Below are 23,928 nucleotides of genomic sequence, written 5' to 3' on the forward strand. Positions count from 1 at the left end.
GTACGCTTCGCATTGTACGGGCCCGAGCGAAATCCCACGTCCAGTCAGCCCCTTTGCGCAAATTGTCCGCATTTCGTCCCGATCCTCCTTGCAGGATTTGACGGCACCTGCGCCTGAGGCATATTCGCTTCCAACTTGCCTCATCCACGGGCGCGCAATTCCCTAGGAGAGTTGGAGATGTCTACCAAAGCGCCCAACCCTGTTGACAAATATGTCGGCAGCCGCGTCCGCATGCGACGCATCATGCTGGGCATGAGCCAGGAAAAGCTGGGCGAGGCGCTGGGCCTGACGTTCCAGCAGGTGCAGAAATACGAGAAGGGCACCAACCGCGTTGGCGCCAGCCGGCTGCAGCAGATCTCTGAAATTCTCCAGGTCCCGGTATCCTTCCTGTTCGATGGCGGCCCGAGCGGCGTCAAGACGTCCGACGGCTTCGGCGAGGGCGCCTCGCCCGCTTACGTGTCGGATTTCCTCGCGACCGCGGAAGGGCTGGCGCTGACCCGCGCCTTCACCCGCATTGCTGACGCCAAGCTCCGCCGCAGCATCGTCGAGCTGGTCGAGCAGATCGCCGCGCGCGAGGCGTCCGACCAGGCCTGATCCGATCGTATCCGTTTGAGGGATCGACAAATCTGGAATATGTCCTTCCGGCACGTGCGTCCGCGCGCGTCGACAGGTGAACTCACAGGCCGACAACATCCATGTCCAGCAATCCATTTGAAGCAGGAGCGATCCTCGACGGCATCCGCCGCTGGGTCGAGATCGAGTCGCCGACCGAACGGCCCGATCAGGTCAACAAGCTCGCCGACCTCGTCGCGTCGGGCTATCGCGATCTGCCGGCCACCGTGGAACGTATCGCCGGGCGCGACGGCCACGGCGATCACCTGGTCGCACGCTCGTCCTGGGGCCAGGAAGCGCCAGGCATCCTGGTGCTGAGCCATCTCGACACCGTGCACCCGATGGGTTTCATCGAACGTCTGCCGTTCAGGATCGACGGCGACAGCGCGTTCGGCCCCGGCATCTACGACATGAAGGGCGGCGCTTATCTCGCCTATCACGCCTTCCGGCAAATCTGCGCCGATGACGCACGCGCGCCGCTCGGCATCACCCAGCTTTACGTGTCCGACGAAGAAGTCGGCAGCCCAACCTCGCGGGCGCTGATCGAGGCCGAGGGCCGCAAGGCCAAATACGTGCTGGTCACCGAGCCGGCGCGCGACGGCGGCAAGATCGTCACCGGGCGCAAGGGCGTCGCCCGGTTCGACGTGTTCATCAAGGGTGCGCCGGCGCATGCCGGCACGCGCCCCGAGGACGGCCGCAGTGCGATCCGCGAGCTCGGCAACGTGATCCTGACGCTGGAGGCGATGAACGATCTCAAGCGCGGCGTCACCGTCAATGTCGGCGTGGTCCGCGGCGGCACCAAGCCGAACGTGATCGCCGAAGAGGCCTATGCCGAAGTCGACCTGCGCGTGCCGACCATGGCCGACGCCGACGAGCTGGTGTCGAAGATCCTCGGGATCACATCGCGCACCGAGGGCGTTACCGTGACGGTGACGGGCGAGCTCAATCGTCCGCCCTATGAGAAGAGCAATTCCGGCACCGCGCTCTACGAGCACGCCAGGACGGTCGCCGCCGAGCTCGGCTTCGATCTGCTCGATGTCTTCACCGGCGGCGGCTCCGACGGCAATTTCACCGCGCCGCACACCGCGACCCTCGACGGCCTCGGCGTCGACGGCAAGGGTGCGCATACCCATTACGAGCAGCTCTATATCTCCTCGCTCGAGCCGCGCGCACGGCTCCTGCATCGCCTCTATCAGACGCTGCGATGATCGCTACACCACGCGATGCCGGCGACCATGACGCGCCCCCGGACGACGGCGCGGCCGCCCATTCGCGCGGATCGTTCTTCGGGCGCCGCAAGGGCCACAAGCTGCGCGCGCACCAGGCCGACCTGATCGACCATCTGCTGCCGCATCTGGCACTCGACATCGGCACGCCCGCGCCGGGAAGCCTGACCGAACTGTTCGACGACGGCACCGAAAGCGTCAGGCTCGAGATCGGCTTCGGCGGCGGAGAGCATCTGGTCGCAGAAGCGCAGGCCTTTCCCAGGACGGGCTTCATCGGCTGCGAGCCCTACGTCAACGGCATGGCGAAGATCCTGACCCAGATCGAGGCACACAATATCGGCAACATCAGGCTGTTCGCCGGCGACGCCGCCGAGCTGTTGGCCTGGGCGCCGCCGCGCTCGCTTGCGCGCATCGACCTGATTCATCCCGATCCGTGGCCGAAGCGGCGGCACTGGAAACGACGCTTCGTGCAGGATGCGACAGTCGCCGCGATGGCGCGAATCCTGGAGCCGGGCGGCGAATTCCGCTTCGTCAGCGATATCGACGACTACTGCGCCTGGACGCTGGCGCATCTGATGCGCTCGCCGGACTTCGCCTGGCTCGCCGAGCGCGCAACGGACTGGCAGCAGCCATGGCCCGACTACACGATGACGCGCTACGGCGCCAAAGCCGAGCGCGAAGGGCGGAAGGCAGCGTACTTGCGGTTTCGAAGACTCTGAGATCTCGTCAAGCCCGGGCTTGACCCGGGCATGACGCAGGCTACTGGTTGGCGATCCGCGCCTTCTTGACGTCGGTCGCTTCCCACACCATGCGTTTTCCCCGCTCACGGCCCAGCAGCTCGATCGGGTCGCGATTGTCGATGTGGCCGAACTGTCCCTTGTAGACGCCGTAGCCGCACAGTTCCTGCAGCCGGCGCGGAAAGCGCACGGCGATGTCGCGGGGAATGCCGAGCTGCAGATTCTCCTGCTGCCGCATCCAGCCCCAGCAATAGGCGCAGGAGAAGGCAAAGCGCCTGGCGTCGCTGGTGTTGGCGCCACCGCCGTGCCACAGCGCGCTGTCGAACAGCATCACGCTGCCGGCCGGCATGGTCGCGGTGACAGCCTCGTAGTCCTTGCCGTATTCCGGCGACGAATCGTACTTGTGGCTGCCGGGGATGATACGCGTCGCGCCATTGTCCTCGCGGAAATCCGACAGCGCCCAGATCGCATTAATCGTGATCGGAATATGCGGCCGCGGCAGCGGAATCAATTGCGTGTCTTCGTGGATCGGCTGCGCCTCCTGGCCGGGACCGAGCACCAGCGAGCAGAACGACGAGAGCAGGCACTCCTTGTCCAGCACACGCTCGACGACCGGCAGCACGTTCTCATGCAGCGGCACCTCCCAGAACAGATCGTCATAGGTCAGGAGGTTGTTGATCCGCAGCGTCTTGAAGCCTTCGAACGAGGTCTTCGCCAAGCCGAGATCATGCTCGCGCTCGATCCGCAGCACCGCCGCCTTCAACTTCTCGACCAGCTCGGGCGAGGCGGCACGCTCGATCACGGTGTATCCGTCGTCGCGAATCCGTTCGGCGTGCGATTGAATGTCGGCGTCCGTCAGCATGGCAATCTCCCCGTTGGCGCTGTGTCGCGCCTTGCGAGGAGCATAGCTGTCCTAGTCCGCGATGGGGAGTGCTTGCGCAGCGTAGCCAATGCCGCACAAGCGCAGGCGAGACTTTCCCCGCAGCGGAATTCTCTCATGACGATATCGGAGCGGAGGCCGGCGGCTTATCGCGATTTCCAGAAGTCGACGACACGCTGCGCAGTTGATGGCATCAGGCGAGCGAAATTCACCCGCGCGCCCTCGATGTCGGCCGATGACGGCACCCGGTTCGGCCCGAGCCGCATCATGATCAGCGCCCGCACCGTTGGCCATTCGAGGCCGATGGTCTTGCTGGCGATCAGGATCGGATCGTAGCGATCGCCCGAGATCAGGCGATCGAGCGTCAGGATCCTCACGCCGGTCATTGCGGCCAGCGCCGCAACCGACTCCTCGTATTTGAAGGACTTTGCGAAATCGAGCAGCGCCGTCTCGTTCAGCTTGCCGGCTTGATGCAATGCGAGGATCGCGCGCTGCGCCGGCGCGAAATCGCGACGTCCTTCGACAGCAGCAATCACGCCTTCGATCTCGCTCATCGCAAGCTTGATCTCGGCCTGCCGCTCGGGCTTGACGACGTCGAGCAGACGCCGGCGGATCACGTCGATCGAGCCGGCCAGCAGGCTCTTGAGATGCTCGGGCGGAAGATCGTCGCGCCGGCCGATCTTGAGCGTCAGCACACCGTCCTGTCCGGCACGGCGGATCATCGTGGCGAAGCCATCATCCGAGAATGCAGCACCGGCATTGCCGGCCGCGCACCTGATCACGTCGCGGTCGCCACGGCGCACGATGACATCGGTCAACTCGGTCGAGAGCTTTGGCCGCTCGGCCATCGCGAGCAGATGGCCCTGGCCCCTGGCGTTGGCAATCTCGACCAGCATAGGCTCGTCAAGGACGGGCGAGCGGCGCAGCAGCGGGCCCGCGATCGCGATATTGTCCTCATGGGCGAGCTGACCGACGAGATGCCGCGGCGCGTTGCCAAGCACGGCGAGCCGTTCGGCGAGATCGATCCGCGCGTCCACCTCGGCGTGTGGAACCAGGCTGGTCAGCACGCCGTCGAAAAGATCGATATGGTCGGGGCGGAAATTCGCGGCCCCCTGCAGAAACAGCTCGCCGACCTGCCGTGCGGCTTCAGCGCGGCGCTTGGGGTCACCACGGCGAACGATATCGTCGAGTTCCGGGATCAGCGCCGGGGCTGTCGTCATAGGCCTATCCAAACCAGCGTCTTCTGCCGGTTTGCCGGCAATCTAGGTCCCGTTCGTAAACGGAGGGTTAGATCGAAGGTCTCCGAGGGAAGCCGCAAAATCACCGCCCCGGAGGTCCGGAGGCCTTGCCGGGCCGGGGCAAAAGCGCTATATCGGCAGCAACTTAGGTATCTCATACGATCGCGTAGGAGAGTGGGCCCCCCGGGACCCGCTCTTTTTTATTACCTGACGGGACCCGGCCGGGCCGAGCCCGGTTTGGGTAGCGTTACCGGCCGCTAAAGGCCGCAGAGACAACACGACAGACCTCAGACCGCCTTTGACACTGGAGCCTTTGACACTGGATATGACTGATCCGATCGCAACGTCCGTGGACGCCGAACTGCTCAACGAGCCACGGCTCGTCGTCGAGCCCGGCGTGGCCGCGCGCGTTGCCGCAGTCGCCGTGCCGGTCCTGCAGGGCATGGGCTATCGGCTGGTGCGGATCAAGGTCTCGGGCGAGGCCGGTTGCACCGTGCAGATCATGGCGGAACGCCCCGACGGCTCGATGCAGCTCGAGGACTGCGAGGCGATCTCGCGCGCACTGTCGCCGGTGCTCGATGTCGCGGACCCGATCGAACGCGCCTACCGGCTCGAGATCTCGTCGCCAGGAATCGACCGTCCGCTGGTGCGCCGCTCCGATTTCGAGCGCTATCATGGGCATCTCGTGAAGGTCGAGATGGCGGTGGCGCATCAAGGCCGCAAGCGGTTCCGCGGCACGCTCGCGGGCGTCGAGGGCGATGCGGTGCGTGTCAAGCGCGACGATCCGCGCCCGGACGAGGATGCCGAGGTTCTCCTGGTGATGGAGGACATCTCGGATGCGCGGCTGGTGCTGACCGACGAGTTGATCGCCGAATCGATGCGCCGCGGCAAGGCCGCCGAGCGCGAACTGCGCCGTGAGCTTGGCCTCGCACCGCCGCAACCGGAGCACGCCAAGAAGAGCGATCCGGCGCGAAGCCACAAACCGAAGCCGAAGCCCGGCAAGAAGCCGGCTCCGACCCACACCAAACAACACCGCCTGGCCGCGGAACGTGCGCGCCGAGGCGAGATCGATCCATCCGAAGGAGACTAAGCCATGGCAGTCAGCGCCAACAAACTCGAACTGCTGCAGATCGCAGACGCAGTTGCGCGCGAAAAGTCGATCGACCGCTCCATCGTGATCGCGGCGATGGAGGATGCCATCGCCAAGGCGGCGCGCGCCCGATACGGCAGCGAGACCGACATCCATGCCGAGATCGACGCCAAGAAAGGCGAGTTGCGGCTGACGCGCCACATGCTCGTGGTCGACGTCGTCGAGAACGCCTCGAACCAGATTTCGCTCGCCGACGCGCAGCGCGCCAATCCCGGCGCCCAGGTCGGCGACACCATCGCCGACACGCTGCCGCCGCTGGAATATGGCCGCATCGCCGCGCAATCCGCCAAGCAGGTGATCGTGCAGAAGGTGCGCGAGGCCGAGCGCGACCGACAGTATCAGGAATTCAAGGATCGCATCGGCGACATCGTCAACGGCGTCGTCAAGCGCGTCGAGTATGGCAGCGTGATCGTCGACCTCGGCCGCGGCGAAGCCATCGTGCGCCGCGACGAGATGCTGCCGCGCGAGGTGTTCCGCAACGGCGATCGCGTCCGCGCCTATATCTTCGACGTCCGCCGCGAGACCCGCGGCCCGCAGATCTTCCTGTCCCGCACCCATCCGCAGTTCATGGCGAAGCTGTTCGCGCAGGAAGTGCCGGAGATCTACGACGGCATCGTCGAGATCAAGGCGGTCGCCCGCGATCCGGGCTCGCGCGCCAAGATCGGCGTGATCTCGCGCGATTCCTCGGTCGATCCGGTCGGCGCCTGCGTCGGCATGCGCGGCTCGCGCGTGCAGGCCGTGGTCAACGAATTGCAGGGCGAGAAGATCGACATCATTCCGTGGTCGCCCGACATCGCGACCTTCGTGGTCAACGCGCTGGCGCCGGCCGAAGTCGCCAAGGTCGTGATCGACGAGGACCGCGAGCGCATCGAGGTCGTGGTGCCCGACACCAACAACCAGCTCTCGCTGGCGATCGGCCGCCGCGGCCAGAACGTGCGCCTCGCCTCGCAGCTCACCGGCTGGGACATCGACATCCTGACCGAGCAGGAAGAATCGGAGCGCCGTCAGGCCGACTTCGAGAATTCGACCCGCGTGTTCATGGAAGCGCTCAATGTCGACGAGGTGGTCGGCCAGTTGCTCGCCTCCGAAGGCTTCACCTCGGTCGAGGAACTCGCGCTGGTCGACGTCAAGGAACTCGCGGGCATCGAAGGTTTCGACGAGGAGACCGCCAACGAGTTGCAGACCCGCGCCCGCGAATATCTGGAGCGGCTCGAGGCCGAGCTGGAAGCCAGGCGCAAGGAACTTGGCGTCGAGGACGCCATGAAGGATGTGCCCGGCATGACCTCGAAGATGCTGGTGAAGCTCGGCGAAAACGATGTGAAGACGGTCGAGGACCTCGCCGGCTGCGCCACCGACGACCTGGTCGGCTGGACCGAGCGCAAGGACGGCGGCGAGCCGACCAAGCACGCCGGGTTCCTCGACGGCATCGAGATTTCGCGCGACGACGCCGAGGCGATGATCATGCAGGCTCGCCTCAAGGCCGGCTGGATCACCGAGGCCGACCTCGCCAAGCCGGCCGAGGAAACCGAGGCTGCCGAAGAGCCGGCGGCATAAGGAGATGGCCTACGGATGCTCGCTCAGGCTGACCACGATCTCGACGATGGGCCGCGGACGCAGAAGTCCGCGACCACGCGGATGTGCGCGGTCAGCCGCGAGGTGCGTCCGATCGACGAGTTGATCCGGTTCGTCGTCGCGCCCACCGGCGAGGTGATCCCGGATCTCAAGCGTAAGCTTCCGGGCCGGGGATTGTGGGTTTCCGCATCGCGGCGAAGTGTTGCGGAAGCCGTCCGCCGTCACCAATTTAGCAAGGGATTCAAGCGCGATGTCCGGGTCGCGCCGACCCTTTCCGCCGACACCGAGGCACTGCTGGTGCGCAGCGTTATCGACGCCTTGGCGATGGCCGCCAAGGCCGGCCAGGTTGTATCCGGCTTCGGCAAGGTCGAGGACGCGCTCAACCGGGGCGAAACCGCAGCCCTGATCCACGCTTCCGACGGCGCTGCCGACGGAATTCGCAAATTGGACGCGATCCTCCGGCAAAGGGGCGAAAAACGTGGTGAATCGCCGGTAATCGCCACCGTCAATGTTTTGACGTCGGCAGAATTGGATTTGGCACTTGGGCGCGCAAATGTGATACATGCTGCGCTGCTCGCGGGCCCGGCGAGCAAGACGTTCCTGTCGCGCTGCCAGATGCTGGTCCGATACCGGATGGCCGACGACGACAAGACCGCCGAAGCGGCCAGAAATTCCAGAGCATGATCCGGGAAGGCGGATACCGCCTTTCCAACGGGATCATGCTCAACAATAGACGACGCCTTGAAGGACTTGTGCGGGAAACGCACAGCGAAACGAGATTAGGACTGCTGAATGGTTGATACCAAAACCCCTGGCGACAAGACTTTGAGTGTCCCGAGCAAGACCTTGACGCTGAAGCCGCGCGTCGAGACGGGCACCGTGCGCCAGAGCTTCAGCCATGGCCGGACCAAGCAGGTCGTGGTCGAGAAGCGTGGCAAGCGCCGCATCGGCGGCGATGGCCCGGCCGAGACCCATGCGCCGGAACCCGTGGTCGCAAAGCCCGCGGCGCCAGTCGCCAAGCCGCCGCTCGGCCGCCCGTCAGGTCCGCCTCCCGGACAGGCGCAGCGCAACACCCGCTCCGGCGTGGTGCTGCCGACGCTGACCGAGGATGAGCGCTCTGCGCGTGCCAACGCGCTCGCCGACGCCCGGCAGCGTGACATCGAGGAGCGCCGGCAGGCCGAAGAGGAGGCCAAGCGCCGCGCCGCCCGCGAGGCTATCGAGAAGGCCGAGCGCGAGGCCGCCGAAGCCCGCCGCAAGGCGGAAGAGGAGCGCCATCGCCAGGAAGAAGAGGCCAAGCGCAAGGCCGAGGTCGAGGCCAAGCGCCGCTTCGGCGAGGGCGAGGCCAAACCGGGCGCTGCCCCCGCTGCCGCGCCGGCCAAACCTGCTCCCTCCACAGCCGCGCGGCCGGCGACGTCTGCCCCGACGCGACCCGCGACATCGGCGCCGGGCCGTACGACAACGTCGATCCCCGGACGCACTCCGGCCCCCGCGCCGCGAGCTCCGGTTGCGGCCGAGGCGGACGAGGACGAAGGTCCGCGTCTGGTGCGCCGCCCCGGCGGCGCCGTGCGCCCGGCGGCAGCGCCGAGGACCACCCATAAGCCCGGTCCGCAGAAGGAACGCGGCCGCCTGACCGTGACCACGGCGCTCAATGCCGACGACGTGCGCGAGCGTTCGATCGCCTCGTTCCGCCGCCGCACCCAGCGTCTGAAGGGCCATGCGTCGAATGAGCCGAAGGAAAAGCTGATCCGCGAGGTCACGATTCCGGAAGCGATCACGATTCAGGAACTCGCCAACCGCATGTCGGAGCGAGCGGTCGACGTCATCCGCATGCTGATGAAGCAGGGCGCGATGCACAAGATCACCGACGTGATCGATGCCGACACCGCGCAGTTGATCGCGGAAGAGCTCGGCCACACCGTCAAGCGCGTCGCCGCCTCCGACGTGGAGGAAGGCCTGTTCGACGTCGTCGACGATTCGACCGACACCGAGCCGCGCTCGCCCGTGGTCACGGTGATGGGCCACGTCGATCACGGCAAGACCTCGCTGCTCGACGCGCTGCGCCACGCCAACGTGGTGTCGGGCGAAGCCGGCGGTATCACCCAGCATATCGGCGCCTATCAGGTGCTCTCGCCCGAGAGCGGCACCAAGATCACCTTCATCGACACGCCCGGCCACGCCGCGTTCACCGCGATGCGCGCCCGCGGCGCCAAGGTCACCGACATCGTCGTGCTGGTGGTCGCGGCCGATGACGGCGTGATGCCGCAGACGGTGGAAGCGATCAATCACGCCAAGGCGGCGAAGGTGCCGATCATCGTGGCGATCAACAAGATCGACAAGCCCGATGCGCGGCCCGAGCGCGTGCGCACCGAGCTGCTGCAGCACGAGGTGCAGGTCGAATCGCTCGGCGGCGACGTGGTCGACGTCGAGGTGTCGGCGAAGAACAAGACCAACCTCGACAAGCTGCTGGAGATGATCGCGCTGCAGGCGGAAATTCTCGACCTGAAGACCAATTCGCATCGCCCGGCGGAAGGCACCGTGATCGAAGCCAAGCTCGATCGTGGCCGCGGTCCGGTCGCGACCGTGCTGGTGCAACGCGGCACGCTGAATGTCGGCGACATCATCGTGGCCGGCGCCGAGATGGGCCGCGTCCGCGCGCTGATCTCCGACCAGGGTGAAAATCTCCAGGACGCCGGCCCGTCCGTGCCGGTCGAGGTGCTCGGCTTCAACGGTCCGCCGGAAGCCGGCGACCGTCTTGCCGTGGTCGAGAACGAAGCCCGCGCCCGCCAGGTCACGAGCTACCGTGCGCACCAGAAGCGCGAGAACGCCGCGGCGTCGATCTCCGGCATGCGCGGCTCGCTCGAGCAGATGATGTCGCAGCTCAAGACCGCGGGCCGCAAGGAATTCCCGCTGATCGTGAAGGCCGACGTGCAGGGCTCGCTGGAAGCGATCCTTGGCTCGCTGGAGAAGCTCGGCACCGAGGAGGTCGCAGCTCGTATCCTCCATGCAGGCGTCGGTGGCATCTCGGAGTCCGACGTCACGCTGGCCGAAGGCTTCAACGCCGCGATCATCGGCTTCTCGGTCCGCGCCAACAAGGAAGCGGCGGCAGCCGCCAAGCGCAACGGCATCGAGATCCGCTACTACAACATCATCTACGATCTCGTGGATGACATCAAAAAGGCGATGTCCGGCCTGCTCGCGCCCACGCTGCGCGAAACCATGCTGGGCAACGCGCAGATCCTGGAAGTGTTCAACATTTCCAAGGTCGGCAAGGTCGCGGGTTGCCGCGTCACCGACGGGACCGTGGAGCGCGGCGCCAATGTTCGCCTGATCCGCGACAACGTGGTGGTGCACGAAGGCAAGCTCTCGACGCTGAAGCGCTTCAAGGATGAAGTGAAGGAAGTGGTCGCCGGCCAGGAGTGCGGCATGGCGTTCGAGAACTACGGCGACATGCGTGTCGGCGACGTGATCGAGTGTTACCGCATCGAGACGATCCAGCGCTCTCTGTAAGTCCAAGTCTTACGAAGCGCAGATCTTACTAAGCGTTGGGTCCATTTAACTGAAAATGCGTCGGCATGGCCGGACCAGGTCCGGCCAGCCCCGCATTGTCTGAAATTGAAAAGCTAGACATTGATGCCCGGGGCCAAGACCCGCGGGCGTGACGGTTTTGGAAGAAGGTCATGTCCCGTCAAAAGAAGAGCTCCGCGCCCGGGGGATCACAACGACAGCTCCGCGTCGGCGAAACCGTTCGCCACGCGGTTGCCGATATTCTGTCCCACGGTGACGTCCACGATCCGGATCTCGCAGGCCACATCATCACCGTTCCCGAGGTGCGTATGTCGCCGGACCTGAAGCTCGCCACGATCTATGTGATGCCGCTTGGCGGACGCGACACCGATGCCGTGATCGCAGCGCTCGAGCGCAACAAGAAATTCCTCCGCGGCGAGATCGCGCATCGCGTTAACCTGAAATTTGCACCTGACATCCGCTTCCGCGTCGACGAGCGATTCGACGAGGCGGAACGTATCGAGAAATTACTGCGAACACCTGCGGTGCAAAGAGACCTTGCGCCCGATTCGGACGACGAGTGATGACTGTGACGACGACCAACAGCGCGATCGACGCGAAAGATGCCGACGCGCCCAACGCCAGCAGAGATATTTTTTCCGAACAGCGCAGTGACGGTCCGCGTCGGGTGAACAACGATCCGCGCCAGCACCAGAAGCAGGGCAGGCAGAATCATCAGCCGCGCCGCGACAAGCGCGACGTGCACGGCTGGGTCGTGCTCGACAAGCCGGTTGGCATGACCTCGACGCACGCGGTCGCCGTGCTCAAGCGCCTGTTCCAGGCAAAGCGCGCCGGCCATGCCGGCACGCTCGATCCGCTCGCCTCGGGCGGATTGCCGATCGCGCTCGGTGAGGCCACCAAGACCGTGCCGTTCGTGATGGACGGCCGCAAGCGCTATCGCTTCACGGTGTGCTGGGGCGAGGAGCGCGACACCGACGACACCGAGGGACGCGTCGTCAGGACCAGCGAGAGCCGGCCGACAGCCGATTCAGTCCGGGAGCTGCTGCCCCGCTTCACCGGGACGATCGAGCAGATCCCGCCGCAATATTCGGCCATCAAGGTGCAGGGCGAGCGCGCCTATGACCTGGCACGTGACGGCGAAACCGTGGAACTGAAGCCCCGCCCGGTCGAGATTCATGAATTAATCCTTGTGGAACATGGAGATAACGGCCAGTCCGTGTTCGAGGCCGAGTGCGGCAAGGGAACCTATGTCCGGGCGCTGGCCCGCGATATGGGCCGGATTCTCGGCTGTTTCGGCCATATCTGCGCGCTGCGGCGAACCATTGTCGGTCCATTTACCGAGCAGGACATGATTCCGCTGGAACAGTTGGAGGCTTTATGCAATAGAGCCGCGTCTGGCGAGGGCAGCCTCGCCGACGCGCTTTTGCCCGTTGAGACCGCGCTGGACGACATCCCGGCACTGGCCGTCACACGGGCTGATGCGGCAAGGCTTCACAGAGGCCAGGCCGTTTTGTTGCGCGGACGGGATGCGCCCAATAATAGCGGCACAGTCTATGTCACGGTGGCAGGCCGTCTTCTGGCGCTTGCCGAACTTGGCAATGGCGAACTCATCCCCAAGCGCGTGTTCAACCTGAGCGGACTGACTGCCAGTCCGGCTCGCAACCATGGAAGCAATTGACGATGTCGATTACCGCGCAACGCAAAGCGGAAGTCATCAAGACGAATGCCACCAAAGCCGGCGACACCGGCTCGCCCGAGGTCCAGGTCGCGATCCTGTCGGAACGCATCAACAACCTCACCGAGCACTTCAAGACCCACGTGAAGGACAACCATTCACGCCGTGGCCTCCTGAAGCTCGTGTCGACGCGTCGCTCCCTGCTCGACTACATCAAGCGCAAGGACGAGGCGCGTTACAAGGCGCTGCTCGAAAAGCACAACATCCGTCGTTGATATCGAGAAGCACGCGCGCGCGGTTCGCGCGCGTTTTCGTATGATCTTCCGGGAAGACGGACTTTCGAATTGTCGAAAGACGATCATGCGCAACAGCATGGCCTTCACGCCATGCGCACTAGCGTCCAGCAGCAATCCGGCCGCTGGACCGGGCAAGATGCCCAGATGATCGAAAGGATGGACGCCATCCGGAATCCAAGGACCATGGCAGGATCGCCGGACGCTGGTCGCAGCAGCGCATCAGTGTCTCGCCGTCTTGCGCATGGTCTTTGTGTTTTGGGGCGCCGTGCTTTCGCGAAACCATGAAAGAAGACCGAAATGTTCAAAACGCATTCCGTCGAGATCGACTGGGGTGGACGTCCCCTCAAGCTTGAAACCGGCAAGATCGCCCGCCAGGCCGACGGCGCCGTGATGGCCACCTATGGCGAGACCGTGGTGCTCGCCACCGTCGTTGCGGCCAAGGCGCCGCGCGAAGGCGTCGACTTCCTGCCGCTCACCGTCGATTACCAGGAGAAGGCCTACGCCGCGGGCCGCATTCCCGGCGGCTACTTCAAGCGCGAAGGCCGTCCGACCGAGAAGGAGACGCTGGTCTCCCGCCTGATCGACCGGCCGATCCGTCCGCTGTTCGTCGACGGCTGGCGCAACGAGACCCAGGTGATCGTGACGACCCTGTCGCACGACATGGAGAACGATCCCGACATTCTGTCGATGGTCGCGGCCTCCGCCGCACTGACGCTGTCCGGCGTGCCGTTCAAGGGCCCGATCGGCGCGGCGCGCGTCGGCTTCGCCAATGACGAATATGTCCTCAACCCCACGCTGGACGAGATGACCGAGAGCCAGCTCGACCTCGTCGTCGCCGGCACCGCCGACGCCGTGCTGATGGTCGAGTCGGAAGCCAAGGAGCTCAACGAAGACGTGATGCTCGGCGCGGTCATGTTCGGCCACCGCCACTTCCAGCCGGTCATCAACGCGATCATCGAGCTTGCCGAGAAGGCCGCCAAGGAGCCGCGCGAAGTCACGCCGATCGACAATTCGGAGATCGAGAAGGAGATGCTCGGCATCGCCGAGCAGGAGCTCCGCCAGGCTTATGCGATCGCAGTGAAGCAAGACCGCTATGCCGCGGTCGGCGCCGTCAAGGAGAAGGTGATGGCGCACTTCTTCCCCGAAGGGCAGGAGCCGAAATACGACAAGCTGCGCGTCGCCGATGTGTTCAAGGAGCTGGAAGCCAAGATCGTCCGCTGGAACATCCTTGATACCGGCAAGCGGATCGACGGCCGCGACGTCAAGACCGTGCGCAACATCGTCGCCGAAGTCGGCGTGCTGCCGCGCGCTCACGGCTCGGCGCTGTTCACCCGCGGCGAGACCCAGGCGATGGTCGTGACCACACTCGGCACCGGCGAGGACGAACAGTACATCGACGCGCTGTCGGGAACGTACAAGGAGACGTTCCTGCTGCACTATAACTTCCCGCCCTATTCGGTCGGCGAAACCGGCCGCCTCGGCGGCACCAAGCGCCGCGAGATCGGCCACGGCAAGCTCGCTTGGCGCGCGATCCACCCGGTGCTGCCGCCGCATCACGAGTTCCCGTATACGATCCGCGTGGTCTCCGAGATCACCGAATCGAACGGCTCCTCGTCGATGGCCTCGGTCTGCGGCGCTTCGCTGTCGCTGATGGACGCCGGCGTGCCGCTGAAGCGGCCGACGGCGGGCATCGCCATGGGTCTGATCCTGGAAGGCACGCGCTTTGCGGTGCTGTCGGACATCCTCGGTGACGAGGATCATCTCGGCGACATGGACTTCAAGGTCGCCGGCACCGACCAGGGCATCACCTCGCTGCAGATGGACATCAAGATCGAGGGCATTACCGAGGAGATCATGCGCGTCGCGCTTGGCCAGGCCAAGGAAGGGCGCGTCCACATCCTCGGCGAGATGGCCAAGGCCCTGACCGCGGCCCGCGCCGAGCTCGGCGAATACGCGCCGCGCATCGAGACCTTCAAGATCGCCACCGACAAGATCCGCGAAGTGATCGGCACCGGCGGCAAGGTGATCCGCGAGATCGTCGAGAAGACCGGCGCCAAGGTCAACATCGAGGACGACGGCACGGTGAAGGTCGCCTCCAACGACGGCGAGGCGATGAAGGCCGCGATCAAGTGGATCAAGTCGATCGCGTCCGATCCGGAAGTCGGCCAGATCTACGACGGCACCGTGGTCAAGGTGATGGAGTTCGGCGCCTTCGTGAACTTCTTCGGCGCCAAGGACGGTCTCGTCCACATCAGCCAGCTTGCCGCCAACCGCGTGCAGAAGACCTCCGACGTCGTCAAGGAAGGCGACAAGGTCAAGGTCAAGCTGCTCGGCTTCGACGATCGCGGCAAGACCCGCTTGTCGATGAAGGCGGTCGACCAGCAGACCGGCGAGGATCTGGAAGCCAAGCAGAAGGCCGAGGCGCCCACCCCGCGCGAGGCCGCCGGCGAGTAAGTTCCGGCACAGTCCATCGTTGCAAAAGGGCGTTTGTCACAGCCGCCCTTTTTGTTTGAGCTATCGCGATGCAAATCAGCCGGACTTGGGCCGTGTGCGCGGTTTGGCCGCGACATTGTGACCGGCATCATCGGAACCCATCCCTGTCTCGTGTCTAATCCGATGATGCTTTCCCAGCCCGGAGAAACACGATGTCATTGATGTCCCGACGCCACCTGATCATCGCAGCAACCGGTATCGCCGCGGCTGCCGCCTCATCGCGCACGGCGTTCGCGCAGGCGACGGCACAGGCTCCAAGCGGACCGTTCAAGGTCGAGCCGCTGTCTTATCCGACCAACGCGCTGGAGCCGCACATCGACGCCAAGACGATGGAGATCCATCACGACAAGCACCACCAGGCCTATGTCACCAGCCTGAACACGTTCGCCAAGGATCATCCGGCGATCGCGGAGGAGCCGGTCACTCACGTGCTCGCCAACCTCGGCGATGTGCCGGAGCAGATCCGCACTGGCGTACGCAACAACATGGGCGGCCACGCTAACCACACGATGTTCTGGCAGATCATGGGACCGAACGGCGGCAAGCCGGACGGCGAGTTGCTCGCCGCGATCGATCGCGATCTCGGCGGCATGCAGAAGTTCCAGACCGACTTCAATGCCGCCGGCGGACGCGTGTTCGGCTCGGGCTGGGTGTTCGTCACCGTGACCAGGGACGGCAAGCTGGCGATCGAGACGCGCCCGAACCAGGACAACCCGATCATGGACGGCAAGCGCGCCCTGCTCGGCAACGACGTCTGGGAGCATGCCTATTATCTGACCTATCAGAACCGCCGACCGGATTACCTGAAGGCGTGGTGGAATACGGTGAACTGGAAAGCCGTAGCCGCGCGCTACGCAGCGGCGAAGGCAGGGGCGCTCGGCGTGTGAGCCGCCAGAAGGAATCGTCGGATGCGACCTGCTCGACTAAGCTAAGGCCTCGCGGGAGACCGCGAGGCCTTTCACACGCTGAGAGATCAATGATGACGCTGCCGACAATCCGCACTGCCCGCTCGGACGAATATGACGAGGTTGCGCGCGTTTGGATGGAGAGCTGGGTCTCGACCCAACTCTCGCAGTCGAGCGACGGCCTGCTCAGCGATCTGCGCGCGCGCCTGCGTCGCGAGATCGATGGCGGCTGGAGCCTTTTCGTCGCCGACGATCGCGGCACGATCGCCGGCATGCTGGCGCTGCATCCGCCGACCTGCCTTCTCGACCAACTGATGGTCGCGCCGGCCTATCAGGGCCGGAGCCTGGGACGCGAGCTGCTCGCCTTCACGCGCCAGCAATTGCCCGATGAGATCTGGTTGAAGTGCGTTCGCGAGAACGAAAAGGCCTGGCGCTGGTATGAGCGCGAGGGTTTTGCGTTCGAAAAGGAAGAGCTCAATCCGCTGACCGGCTTCATGATGAAGCACTATCGGTGGAGCAGGGCAAAGGGCGCCTAAGCCGACCCCGGTTGCCAAGTCGCGGCAGGCGCGCGATGAACGGGCGCTGTTCGTCCCTCGACGATGAAAAGGTCCAGCACATGATCAAGCTCTACTGGTCGCCGCGCTCGCGCTCGTTCACCACGATCTGGCTGATGGAGGAATCCGGCCTGCCTTACGAACGGGTGCTGACCGATATCAGCACCGGCGCACAGAAGGCGCCCGACTATTTGAAGATCAACCCGATGGGCAAGGTGCCGGCGCTGACCGACGGCGACGCCCAGCTCGGCGAGGCGGCTGCGATCTGCGCCTACATCGCCGACCGCTATCCCGAGACCAGGCTGGCGCCGGCCACGACCGATCCGAACCGCGCCCGCTATCTGCAGTGGTTGTTTTTCTCGTCGAGCTGCATCGAGCCCGCGCTGATCCAGCTCTTCACCAAGCTCGAGGTGCCTGCGAGCACCGCGGCGTGGGGCAGCGCCGCGCAGGTGCTCGACGTGCTCGATGCCGAGCTACAGAAGGGGCCGTGGATGCTCGGCGACCAGTTCTCCGCTGCCGACATCACGATCGGCTCGGGACTGAACTACGCCGTGCGCGTGTTCAAGATGGTGCCGCCGCGGCCGTCATTCGACGCCTATATCGACCGCTGCGTGGCGCGCCCCGCATTCCAGCGCGCAGAGAAGATCGCTGCGGGGTGACGCATGTGGCCCGGATGGAGCGAAGCGAAATCCGGGGCTACGTCCTAACCTCCCCTTGAAAAGGGGAGGTCGCTTTGCTCGCCAGAGCAAAGCGGGTGGGGATCAGCTCTCTCCGCATAGAGCATCGCCCGCGGCTGACCCCCATCCCGACCTTCCCCCTTTCAGGGGGAAGGAGAGAAGTCTTTTGCCGCTCGCCCGTTTTTCCGAACGGCCTAACCCGGGACGACGCGAGGGTCGACGTCCTGCGAATAGTCGACGCCGTCGATGCCAAATCCGAACAGGCGCAGGAACTGGGTCTTGTATTCGGCAAGATCCGCCAGTTCGCCGAGCGTTTCGGTCGTGAGCAGCGGCCAGCGCCGCGACACTTCCGTCTGAACTTCGGGCGAGAGCTCCCAGTCGTCGACCCTGATGCGCTGCGCGTCATCGAGTTCGGCGTCCTTGCCGAGGCGGGTCCGGAACAGGCGATCGATCTGTTCGATGCATCCCTCGTGGAGCCCGAGCTGCTTCATGACCTTGAACAGCACCGTCCCGTAGAGCGGCACCACCGGAATCGCCGAGCTCGCCTGGGTGACCACGGCCTTCAGCGCCACGACGCGTGCGGCGTCCTGGCCGAGCCGGTTCCGGATCTCTTCCGCCTTGCGGTCGAGATCGACCTTGGCGCGCCCGAGCGTGCCGTTCCAATAGATCGGCCAGGTCAGCTCGCTGCCAATATAGGTGTAGTTGAGCGTCCGGAAGCCCGGCGCCAAAACGCCGGCGTCCGCGAGCTGGTCGATCCAGCGCTTCCAGTCATCACCGCCCATCACCGCGACCGTAGCCGTCGTTTGATCTTCGTTCGCAGGCTCGAGCGTGGTCTCGAAAACCTCGCCGGTTTCCGTGTCGAGAGTCTTGATCTCGACAGGGGCACCCAGCGGCTTGATGACCGAGCGATAGGTCTTGCCCGTGTCCGGATCGGTCCTGACCGGAGCCGCCATGCTGTAGACCAGCATGTCGAGCTGTCCGAATTTCTCGCGCACACGCTCGATGAAGTTCTTCTTCATCTCGTCCGAGAAGGCATCGCCCTCCAGCGTGAGAGGAGACCGTCCGATCTTCTGGGCTTCGATTTCGAAGGCGCGGTTGTTGTACCAGCCGGCACTGCCCGTCCTGGTCGCCGTCGGCTCGCGCTCCAGCGACACGCCGATGGTCTCTGCTCCTCCGGCGAAAGTCGCAACGATGCGGCTCGCGAGGCCGTAACCCGTCGAACATCCCAGCACGGCGACGCGCTTGGGGCACTCGGCAATCGGGCCACGCCGGAGAACATAAGCGATCTGGTCGCGGACATTGATCGCGCAGCCGACGGGATGTGCCGTGGTGCAGATGAAGCCTCGCACGCGCGGTTCGATAATCATGTCCACCCTATTTCGGATCGTTGCAATGTCGCCATTCGCTGCCTGCCGGCCTCCGTCTGCAAGAGAGGAGAGGTAAGACTCAAATCACGCATCCAGCCGCTTGAACACCAGCGTGGCGTTGGTGCCGCCAAACCCGAACGAGTTCGACAGCACGGTGCCGAGCTTGGCATTGTCGATGCGCTTGCGCACGATCGGCATGTCGGCGAACACCGGATCGAGTTCGGTGATGTGTGCGCTTTCGCAGATGAAGCCGTTGTTCAGCATCAGCAGCGAATAGATCGCCTCCTGCACGCCGGTGGCGCCCAGCGAATGGCCGGTCAGCGCCTTGGTCGCCGAGATCGGCGGACACTTCTCCCCGGTGCCGAACACCTTGCGGATCGCCTCGATCTCCGGCGGATCGCCGGCCGGCGTCGAGGTCGCATGCGGATTGATGTAGTCGATCGGCGTGTTCACGGTCGACAGCGCCATGCGCATGCAGCGCTCGGCGCCCTCGCCTGACGGCGCCACCATATCGTAGCCGTCGGACGTCGCGCCGTAGCCGACCACCTCGGCATAGATCTTCGCACCGCGCGCCTTGGCATGCTCGAGCTCTTCGAGCACCACCACGCCCGCGCCGCCCGCGATCACGAAGCCGTCGCGGCTGATGTCGTAAGGACGCGAGGCAGTGGCCGGCGTGTCGTTGTACTTCGAGGACATCGCGCCCATGGCGTCGAACAGCACCGACAGCGTCCAGTCGAGTTCTTCGCAGCCGCCGGCGAAGATGATGTCCTGCTTGCCGATCTGGATCGTCTCATAGCCGTTGCCGATGCAATGGTTCGACGTCGCGCAGGCCGAGGAGATCGAGTAGTTCACGCCCTTGATCTTGAACCAGGTCGCGAGCGTCGCCGACGCCGTCGACGACATGCCCTTCGGCACCGCGAACGGACCGACGCGTTTCGGCCCCTTTGTGCGCGCGATGTCGGCGGCCTCCACCAGCGTCCGCGTCGACGGCCCGCCGGATCCCATGATGATGCCGGTGCGCACGTTGGAGACTTCGCTGTCCTCGAGCCCGGAGTCGCGGATCGCCTGTTCCATGGCGACGTGATTCCAGGCCGCACCTTCGGCAAGAAACCGCATCGCGCGGCGATCGATCACCTCGGCAGGATTAAGGGTCGGCGCGCCCTGCACCTGCGAACGGAAGCCCAGCTCAGCGTGCTTTTCGGCGCGCGTGATGCCCGATTTCGCCTCGTAGAGACTCGCAAGCACTTCCTGGGTGTTGTTACCGATGGATGAGACAATGCCCATCCCCGTGATGACAACCCGCCTCATGTTCGCCTCGCCCTGCCTTTATGTTGTCGCATGATGATCCTGCTCAAGACGGTGCCGTGCCCTGCTTGAACAACCCGACCTTCAAATCCTTGGCGCGATAGATAATCTCGTCGTCCATGGAAAGCCACCCGTCGGCGATTCCGAGCACGAGCTTCGACCGCATCACACGCTTGATGTCGACGTTGTACACAACCTTGCGCGCATGCGGCAGCACCTGACCGGAGAACTTCAGCTCACCGAGACCGAGCGCGCGGCCGCGACCTTCACCGCCGATCCAGCCGAGATAAAAGCCGACCATTTGCCACATGGCATCGAGGCCGAGACAGCCCGGCATCACCGGATCGTTCTTGAAATGGCAACCGAAGAACCAGAGGTCGGACTTCACCTCGAGTTCGGCGCGCACCAGCCCTTTGCCGAACTCGCCGCCGGTTTCGGAAATCTCGCTGATGCGATCGAACATCAGCATCGGCGGCAACGGCAACTGGGCATTGCCCGGGCCGAACAGCTCTCCGCGGCCGCAAGCCAGCAAATCCTCGTATTCGTAACCGCTGCGCCGATCCAGCATCCTCTTCAGCCTCTCAAATGTCCCGATGAAGCGCTTTTTGCTTGAGCCGGACCGATCTTCCCGCGGGGTTTGAATATCCCGCCTATTGGCGCTACGTGGGTACGCTATCGGCCTTGGGTCTCTGCCGAAAGCGCATATGTGGTCCGCGCGCTGTCTAACATAGCGTCACCGGAGCGGCAAAGCCGCATTCCGGGGATAAATCGCCGTTTCTCCATGGGGTTCCGGGTTTACCTTGGATCCGTTCTAGTTGCGAAAAACTTGCATCTGATGGTCATCCTTTTTATATTTCCTAGGAATATCGCCCGGGTTAGGTGCATAGAGTGGACATGAACGAGGAATTATCGGTTTCGAACGATGACGCCGTGCACCCGGCTGCACGGAGCGGCGGGCATCATCCGGCCCTGACCGGCTGTCCGTGGCACGACGTCAACGAGATGCTGCAGGCTGCGGGCCTTCGGCCGACCCGCCAGCGCATGGCGCTGGGTTGGCTGCTGTTCGGCAAGGGCGCCCGGCATCTGACGGCTGAAATGCTGTATGAGGAAGCTACGCTGGCCAAGGTTCCGGTGTCGCTGGCGACCGTCTACAACACCCTCAACCAGCTCACCGATGCCGGGCTGCTGCGTCAGGTCAGCGTCGACGGCACCAAGACCTATTTCGACACCAACGTGTCGGCGCACCACCACTTCTATCTCGAGCACAATCACGAGCTGGTCGATATTCCCGACCCGAACCTCGTGCTGACCAAGATGCCTGAGGTGCCCGAGGGATATGAGATCGCCCGCGTCGATATGGTCGTGCGGCTGCGCAAGAAGCGCTGATCTCAATCAACGCCAATCATGCGCGGGCTTGCCGCCTCCGCTAAAGCTTCGGCGAGCCAAGCAACTAAGCCTCGGCGAAGCCCGTTGGCGTAGCCGGGACCCGCGCATCCATCGTTCCGATCAATGCTCTCTTTTGATGGATCGCCGGGTCGAGCCCGGCGATGACGAGCGGATGTTCTCGTCAGTCCACCTTTTCGTCGGCATAGACGCCCCACAGGCGCTGCTGCTCGATCCAGCCGTCGAACCCGTTGCCGGTGATCCGGCACCAGTTGTTGGCGCACTTCTTGACCTGCGCGACGACGCCGACCTGCAGCCGCGCCGCGACCGCGCTCGTGGTATCGGGGCGATCGTAGAGCGAGGCGAGATCGTCCTTCTTCTTCATCGTGACGACAGCGGTGCGGCGCCCTGACAGCAGGGAGTGATAGACCCAGCCTTCGGCGCCTTCGGAATCGCGCACTCTGCGCCAATTCTCGAACTCGGCGGTGATTTCGACCGGCAGCCCGGCCCGCGTGTAGACCCAGGCGACGTCGTTGTCCTTGGTCGGCCCCGCACGGACGTTTACGTGGTCGGATTTCAGGCTGACATAGCGTGGGATCGGCAGTCCGCTGGTGGTAGGGCTCATGTCCTTGGCCGTATGTCCCGGCATGATCGACGCGCCAAGCATGCTCCCGACCAGCGCCGCCAACGAACCGAAACGCCAGAACATCAACTCGTCTCCTGTCGAGATGACCAACTCGCATTCGGCGAGCAGCAAACCAAACCCACGCCTGAAGCTCAGGCCCCGTGCCGGCGCTGCGCACACCTTGCGCCCCGCGCTTCCGAGGGGTTCTTGTCTTGTCCCGGCCTTCTGCTAGAGAGGACGGAACGGCCGAAGAACCAGAACGCCCGAATTTGCGCCGGCAACTGCCGGGTAAGTATCGGGGAACCCTTGGAAACGCGAAGGAAACGCCGGGACAGCGCGGCTATCAGCAGTGTCGAACAACCGGGTTAATGAGGTCTGAACGGCGCGAATTTTGGCGCGCCGCGGCCCCTCATGAGAGCAGGACATGTCGGTAAAGAAGAAGCCTCTCGTCGTCGTCACCCGCAAGCTCCCGGACTCGATCGAGACCCGGATGCGCGAATTGTTCGATGCCAGATTGAATCTGAACGACACGCCGATGACGGCGGAGCAGATCGCCGAGGCGATGCGCACCGCCGACGTGCTGGTGCCGACGGTGACGGACCTGATCCGCGAGGACGTGATCAATCAGCCCGACTGCAAGCTGAAGATGATCGCCAATTTCGGCAACGGCGTCGATAACATCGACGTTGCAGCGGCCCATGCGCGCGGCATCACCGTGACCAACACGCCGAAGGTGCTGACCGAGGATACCGCCGACATGACGATGGCGCTGATCCTCGCGGTGCCGCGGCGCATGATCGAGGGCGCCTCGATCCTGACCGAAGGCAGGCAGCACTGGGCGGGCTGGTCGCCGACCTGGATGCTCGGCAACCGCATCGGCGGCAAGCGGCTCGGCATCATCGGCATGGGCCGCATCGGCCAGGCGGTGGCGCGCCGCGCCCGCGCCTTCGGGCTGCAGATCCATTACCACAACCGCCGCCCGGTGGCCCCCGTCATCGCCGATGAGCTCGGCGCGACCTACTGGGAAAGCCTCGACCAGATGCTGGCGCGGATGGACATCATCTCGGTGAACTGCCCGCATACGCCGGCCACCTACCATCTGCTCTCGGCCCGACGGCTCAAGCTGATCCGCAAGGAGGCCTATATCGTCAATACCGCGCGCGGCGAGGTGATCGACGAGGACACGCTGATCAAGCTGATCGAAGCCGGTGAGGTCCGCGGCGCCGGCCTCGACGTCTATGAGCACGAGCCCGCGGTGAACCCGAAGCTGGTGCGGCTGGCCAAGGCCGGCAAGGTGACGCTGCTGCCGCATATGGGCTCGGCCACCATCGAAGGCCGCGTCGAGATGGGCGAGAAGGTCATCATCAATATCCGGACCTTCCTCGACAATCACAAGCCGCCGGATCGCGTGCTACCGAGCATGCTGTAGGAATTCGTAGCGGGATAGCGCTTCGCTCCATCCAGGCTACGCGGCTCAAACCTCCCCGTGAAAAAGGGAGGCCGCTTTGCTCGCCAGAGCAAAGCGGGTGGGGATCTGCTCTCTCCGCATACAGCATCGCCTGCGGCGGACCCCCATCCCGACCTTCCCCCTTTCAGGGGGAAGGGGAAGATAGATCCGTAGCTCCGATTGCGCTTCGCTTTATCGGGGCTACGGGGCGATGCCGTCGCAGAGGCTCGCTGCCAAATTATCGAAAACAACCCCATGCAA

22 protein-coding genes are annotated in these 23,928 nt (G+C 64.5%); 16 read left to right on the plus strand and 6 right to left on the minus strand.

The window, feature by feature from the left end:
• Window positions 1-177: 177 nt before the first annotated feature.
• From P6U30_RS00160 to trmB, 3 genes are all read left to right on the plus strand, one after another.
• Window positions 178-594, plus strand: a complete 417-nt coding sequence (locus tag P6U30_RS00160) for a helix-turn-helix domain-containing protein (RefSeq protein ID WP_280981954.1) — start codon at window positions 178-180, stop codon at window positions 592-594.
• Window positions 595-695: 101 nt separating this feature from the next.
• Window positions 696-1,820 (plus strand): M20 family metallopeptidase, encoded by a 1,125-nt coding sequence (locus P6U30_RS00165; protein ID WP_407167591.1) that lies wholly within the window; start codon window positions 696-698, stop codon window positions 1,818-1,820.
• Window positions 1,817-2,557 carry a tRNA (guanosine(46)-N7)-methyltransferase TrmB gene (gene trmB / locus P6U30_RS00170; RefSeq protein ID WP_407167592.1) on the plus strand — a complete coding sequence of 247 codons (741 nt, stop codon included), beginning with the start codon at window positions 1,817-1,819 and terminating at the stop codon, window positions 2,555-2,557. The genes P6U30_RS00165 and trmB overlap by 4 nt, the downstream gene beginning before the upstream one ends.
• Before the next feature lie 40 nt (window positions 2,558-2,597).
• Here trmB and P6U30_RS00175 read toward each other — a convergent pair whose 3' ends face one another.
• Both P6U30_RS00175 and P6U30_RS00180 read right to left on the minus strand, forming a co-directional pair.
• Entirely contained in the window at window positions 2,598-3,437 is an 840-nt protein-coding gene (locus P6U30_RS00175; RefSeq protein WP_407167593.1) for a phytanoyl-CoA dioxygenase family protein, read from the minus strand.
• A gap of 164 nt (window positions 3,438-3,601) precedes the next feature.
• Window positions 3,602-4,675, minus strand: a complete 1,074-nt coding sequence (locus tag P6U30_RS00180; protein WP_407167594.1) for a DUF2336 domain-containing protein — start codon at window positions 4,673-4,675, stop codon at window positions 3,602-3,604.
• A 343-nt stretch (window positions 4,676-5,018) separates the two neighbouring features.
• Between P6U30_RS00180 and rimP the strand changes: the two genes are divergently transcribed.
• The 11 genes from rimP (at window position 5,019) to P6U30_RS00235 (ending at window position 17,522) form a co-directional block, all read left to right on the plus strand.
• Window positions 5,019-5,783: a ribosome maturation factor RimP gene (gene rimP, locus P6U30_RS00185; protein ID WP_407167595.1), complete on the plus strand. Its 765-nt coding sequence runs from the start codon at window positions 5,019-5,021 to the stop codon at window positions 5,781-5,783.
• A gap of 3 nt (window positions 5,784-5,786) precedes the next feature.
• Entirely contained in the window at window positions 5,787-7,397 is a 1,611-nt protein-coding gene (gene nusA / locus P6U30_RS00190) for a transcription termination factor NusA (RefSeq protein WP_407167596.1), read from the plus strand.
• A 15-nt stretch (window positions 7,398-7,412) separates the two neighbouring features.
• Window positions 7,413-8,099 carry an RNA-binding protein gene (locus P6U30_RS00195; RefSeq protein ID WP_407167598.1) on the plus strand — a complete coding sequence of 229 codons (687 nt, stop codon included), beginning with the start codon at window positions 7,413-7,415 and terminating at the stop codon, window positions 8,097-8,099.
• 108 nt (window positions 8,100-8,207) lie between these two features.
• Window positions 8,208-10,922, plus strand: coding sequence for a translation initiation factor IF-2 (infB, locus tag P6U30_RS00200; protein ID WP_407167599.1), 2,715 nt, complete (start codon window positions 8,208-8,210; stop codon window positions 10,920-10,922).
• A 170-nt stretch (window positions 10,923-11,092) separates the two neighbouring features.
• Entirely contained in the window at window positions 11,093-11,503 is a 411-nt protein-coding gene (gene rbfA / locus P6U30_RS00205) for a 30S ribosome-binding factor RbfA (RefSeq protein WP_407149445.1), read from the plus strand.
• Window positions 11,503-12,618 carry a tRNA pseudouridine(55) synthase TruB gene (gene truB, locus P6U30_RS00210; protein ID WP_407167600.1) on the plus strand — a complete coding sequence of 372 codons (1,116 nt, stop codon included), beginning with the start codon at window positions 11,503-11,505 and terminating at the stop codon, window positions 12,616-12,618. The genes rbfA and truB overlap by 1 nt, the downstream gene beginning before the upstream one ends.
• A gap of 2 nt (window positions 12,619-12,620) precedes the next feature.
• Window positions 12,621-12,890: a 30S ribosomal protein S15 gene (rpsO, locus tag P6U30_RS00215; protein WP_407149447.1), complete on the plus strand. Its 270-nt coding sequence runs from the start codon at window positions 12,621-12,623 to the stop codon at window positions 12,888-12,890.
• A gap of 318 nt (window positions 12,891-13,208) precedes the next feature.
• A complete protein-coding gene (gene pnp, locus P6U30_RS00220) occupies window positions 13,209-15,365 on the plus strand; it encodes a polyribonucleotide nucleotidyltransferase (RefSeq protein ID WP_407167601.1) in 2,157 nt (718 codons plus the stop codon).
• 191 nt (window positions 15,366-15,556) lie between these two features.
• Window positions 15,557-16,291 carry a superoxide dismutase gene (locus tag P6U30_RS00225; RefSeq protein WP_407167602.1) on the plus strand — a complete coding sequence of 245 codons (735 nt, stop codon included), beginning with the start codon at window positions 15,557-15,559 and terminating at the stop codon, window positions 16,289-16,291.
• Between the two features lie 92 nt (window positions 16,292-16,383).
• Complete coding sequence (locus tag P6U30_RS00230) at window positions 16,384-16,845, plus strand: GNAT family N-acetyltransferase (protein WP_407167603.1); 462 nt, start codon at window positions 16,384-16,386, stop codon at window positions 16,843-16,845.
• A gap of 80 nt (window positions 16,846-16,925) precedes the next feature.
• Window positions 16,926-17,522, plus strand: coding sequence for a glutathione S-transferase family protein (locus P6U30_RS00235; protein WP_407170641.1), 597 nt, complete (start codon window positions 16,926-16,928; stop codon window positions 17,520-17,522).
• Window positions 17,523-17,734: 212 nt separating this feature from the next.
• Here P6U30_RS00235 and fabV read toward each other — a convergent pair whose 3' ends face one another.
• The 3 genes from fabV to fabA all read right to left on the minus strand — a co-directional run bounded on the left by fabV (window position 17,735) and on the right by fabA (window position 20,780).
• Entirely contained in the window at window positions 17,735-18,907 is a 1,173-nt protein-coding gene (fabV, locus tag P6U30_RS00240; protein WP_407167604.1) for an enoyl-ACP reductase FabV, read from the minus strand.
• A gap of 84 nt (window positions 18,908-18,991) precedes the next feature.
• The gene (fabB, locus tag P6U30_RS00245; protein WP_407167605.1) at window positions 18,992-20,215 is read right to left on the minus strand and encodes a beta-ketoacyl-ACP synthase I; all 1,224 of its coding nucleotides are present in this window, start codon (window positions 20,213-20,215) and stop codon (window positions 18,992-18,994) included.
• A gap of 43 nt (window positions 20,216-20,258) precedes the next feature.
• Window positions 20,259-20,780 (minus strand): bifunctional 3-hydroxydecanoyl-ACP dehydratase/trans-2-decenoyl-ACP isomerase, encoded by a 522-nt coding sequence (fabA, locus tag P6U30_RS00250; RefSeq protein ID WP_407149454.1) that lies wholly within the window; start codon window positions 20,778-20,780, stop codon window positions 20,259-20,261.
• Window positions 20,781-21,106: 326 nt separating this feature from the next.
• Between fabA and irrA the strand changes: the two genes are divergently transcribed.
• Window positions 21,107-21,598: an iron response transcriptional regulator IrrA gene (irrA, locus tag P6U30_RS00255; RefSeq protein ID WP_407149455.1), complete on the plus strand. Its 492-nt coding sequence runs from the start codon at window positions 21,107-21,109 to the stop codon at window positions 21,596-21,598.
• A 181-nt stretch (window positions 21,599-21,779) separates the two neighbouring features.
• Here the strand turns inward: irrA and P6U30_RS00260 are convergent, their stop codons facing one another.
• Window positions 21,780-22,304 (minus strand): SH3 domain-containing protein, encoded by a 525-nt coding sequence (locus P6U30_RS00260; RefSeq protein ID WP_407167606.1) that lies wholly within the window; start codon window positions 22,302-22,304, stop codon window positions 21,780-21,782.
• Window positions 22,305-22,644: 340 nt separating this feature from the next.
• On the opposite strand from P6U30_RS00260, the gene P6U30_RS00265 reads away from it, so the two are divergent.
• Window positions 22,645-23,649, plus strand: coding sequence for a 2-hydroxyacid dehydrogenase (locus tag P6U30_RS00265; RefSeq protein ID WP_407167607.1), 1,005 nt, complete (start codon window positions 22,645-22,647; stop codon window positions 23,647-23,649).
• Window positions 23,650-23,928 lie beyond the last annotated feature (279 nt).

Origin of the sequence: Bradyrhizobium sp. ORS 111, assembly GCF_045571485.1 — a bacterium.
Lineage (GTDB): Bacteria > Pseudomonadota > Alphaproteobacteria > Rhizobiales > Xanthobacteraceae > Bradyrhizobium.

Coding starts and splice junctions, on each gene's coding strand:
- P6U30_RS00165 (WP_407167591.1), top strand. CDS start 696: ATGTCCAGCAATCCATTTGAAGCAGGAGCGATCCTCGACGGCATCCGC.
- P6U30_RS00260 (WP_407167606.1), bottom strand. CDS start 22,304: ATGTTCTGGCGTTTCGGTTCGTTGGCGGCGCTGGTCGGGAGCATGCTT.
- rimP (WP_407167595.1), top strand. CDS start 5,019: ATGACTGATCCGATCGCAACGTCCGTGGACGCCGAACTGCTCAACGAG.
- fabV (WP_407167604.1), bottom strand. CDS start 18,907: ATGATTATCGAACCGCGCGTGCGAGGCTTCATCTGCACCACGGCACAT.
- irrA (WP_407149455.1), top strand. CDS start 21,107: ATGAACGAGGAATTATCGGTTTCGAACGATGACGCCGTGCACCCGGCT.
- P6U30_RS00160 (WP_280981954.1), top strand. CDS start 178: ATGTCTACCAAAGCGCCCAACCCTGTTGACAAATATGTCGGCAGCCGC.
- trmB (WP_407167592.1), top strand. CDS start 1,817: ATGATCGCTACACCACGCGATGCCGGCGACCATGACGCGCCCCCGGAC.
- P6U30_RS00230 (WP_407167603.1), top strand. CDS start 16,384: ATGACGCTGCCGACAATCCGCACTGCCCGCTCGGACGAATATGACGAG.
- P6U30_RS00195 (WP_407167598.1), top strand. CDS start 7,413: ATGCTCGCTCAGGCTGACCACGATCTCGACGATGGGCCGCGGACGCAG.
- infB (WP_407167599.1), top strand. CDS start 8,208: ATGGTTGATACCAAAACCCCTGGCGACAAGACTTTGAGTGTCCCGAGC.
- P6U30_RS00180 (WP_407167594.1), bottom strand. CDS start 4,675: ATGACGACAGCCCCGGCGCTGATCCCGGAACTCGACGATATCGTTCGC.
- rbfA (WP_407149445.1), top strand. CDS start 11,093: ATGTCCCGTCAAAAGAAGAGCTCCGCGCCCGGGGGATCACAACGACAG.
- P6U30_RS00235 (WP_407170641.1), top strand. CDS start 16,926: ATGATCAAGCTCTACTGGTCGCCGCGCTCGCGCTCGTTCACCACGATC.
- truB (WP_407167600.1), top strand. CDS start 11,503: ATGACTGTGACGACGACCAACAGCGCGATCGACGCGAAAGATGCCGAC.
- fabB (WP_407167605.1), bottom strand. CDS start 20,215: ATGAGGCGGGTTGTCATCACGGGGATGGGCATTGTCTCATCCATCGGT.
- pnp (WP_407167601.1), top strand. CDS start 13,209: ATGTTCAAAACGCATTCCGTCGAGATCGACTGGGGTGGACGTCCCCTC.
- fabA (WP_407149454.1), bottom strand. CDS start 20,780: ATGCTGGATCGGCGCAGCGGTTACGAATACGAGGATTTGCTGGCTTGC.
- P6U30_RS00225 (WP_407167602.1), top strand. CDS start 15,557: ATGTCATTGATGTCCCGACGCCACCTGATCATCGCAGCAACCGGTATC.
- P6U30_RS00175 (WP_407167593.1), bottom strand. CDS start 3,437: ATGCTGACGGACGCCGACATTCAATCGCACGCCGAACGGATTCGCGAC.
- nusA (WP_407167596.1), top strand. CDS start 5,787: ATGGCAGTCAGCGCCAACAAACTCGAACTGCTGCAGATCGCAGACGCA.
- rpsO (WP_407149447.1), top strand. CDS start 12,621: ATGTCGATTACCGCGCAACGCAAAGCGGAAGTCATCAAGACGAATGCC.
- P6U30_RS00265 (WP_407167607.1), top strand. CDS start 22,645: ATGTCGGTAAAGAAGAAGCCTCTCGTCGTCGTCACCCGCAAGCTCCCG.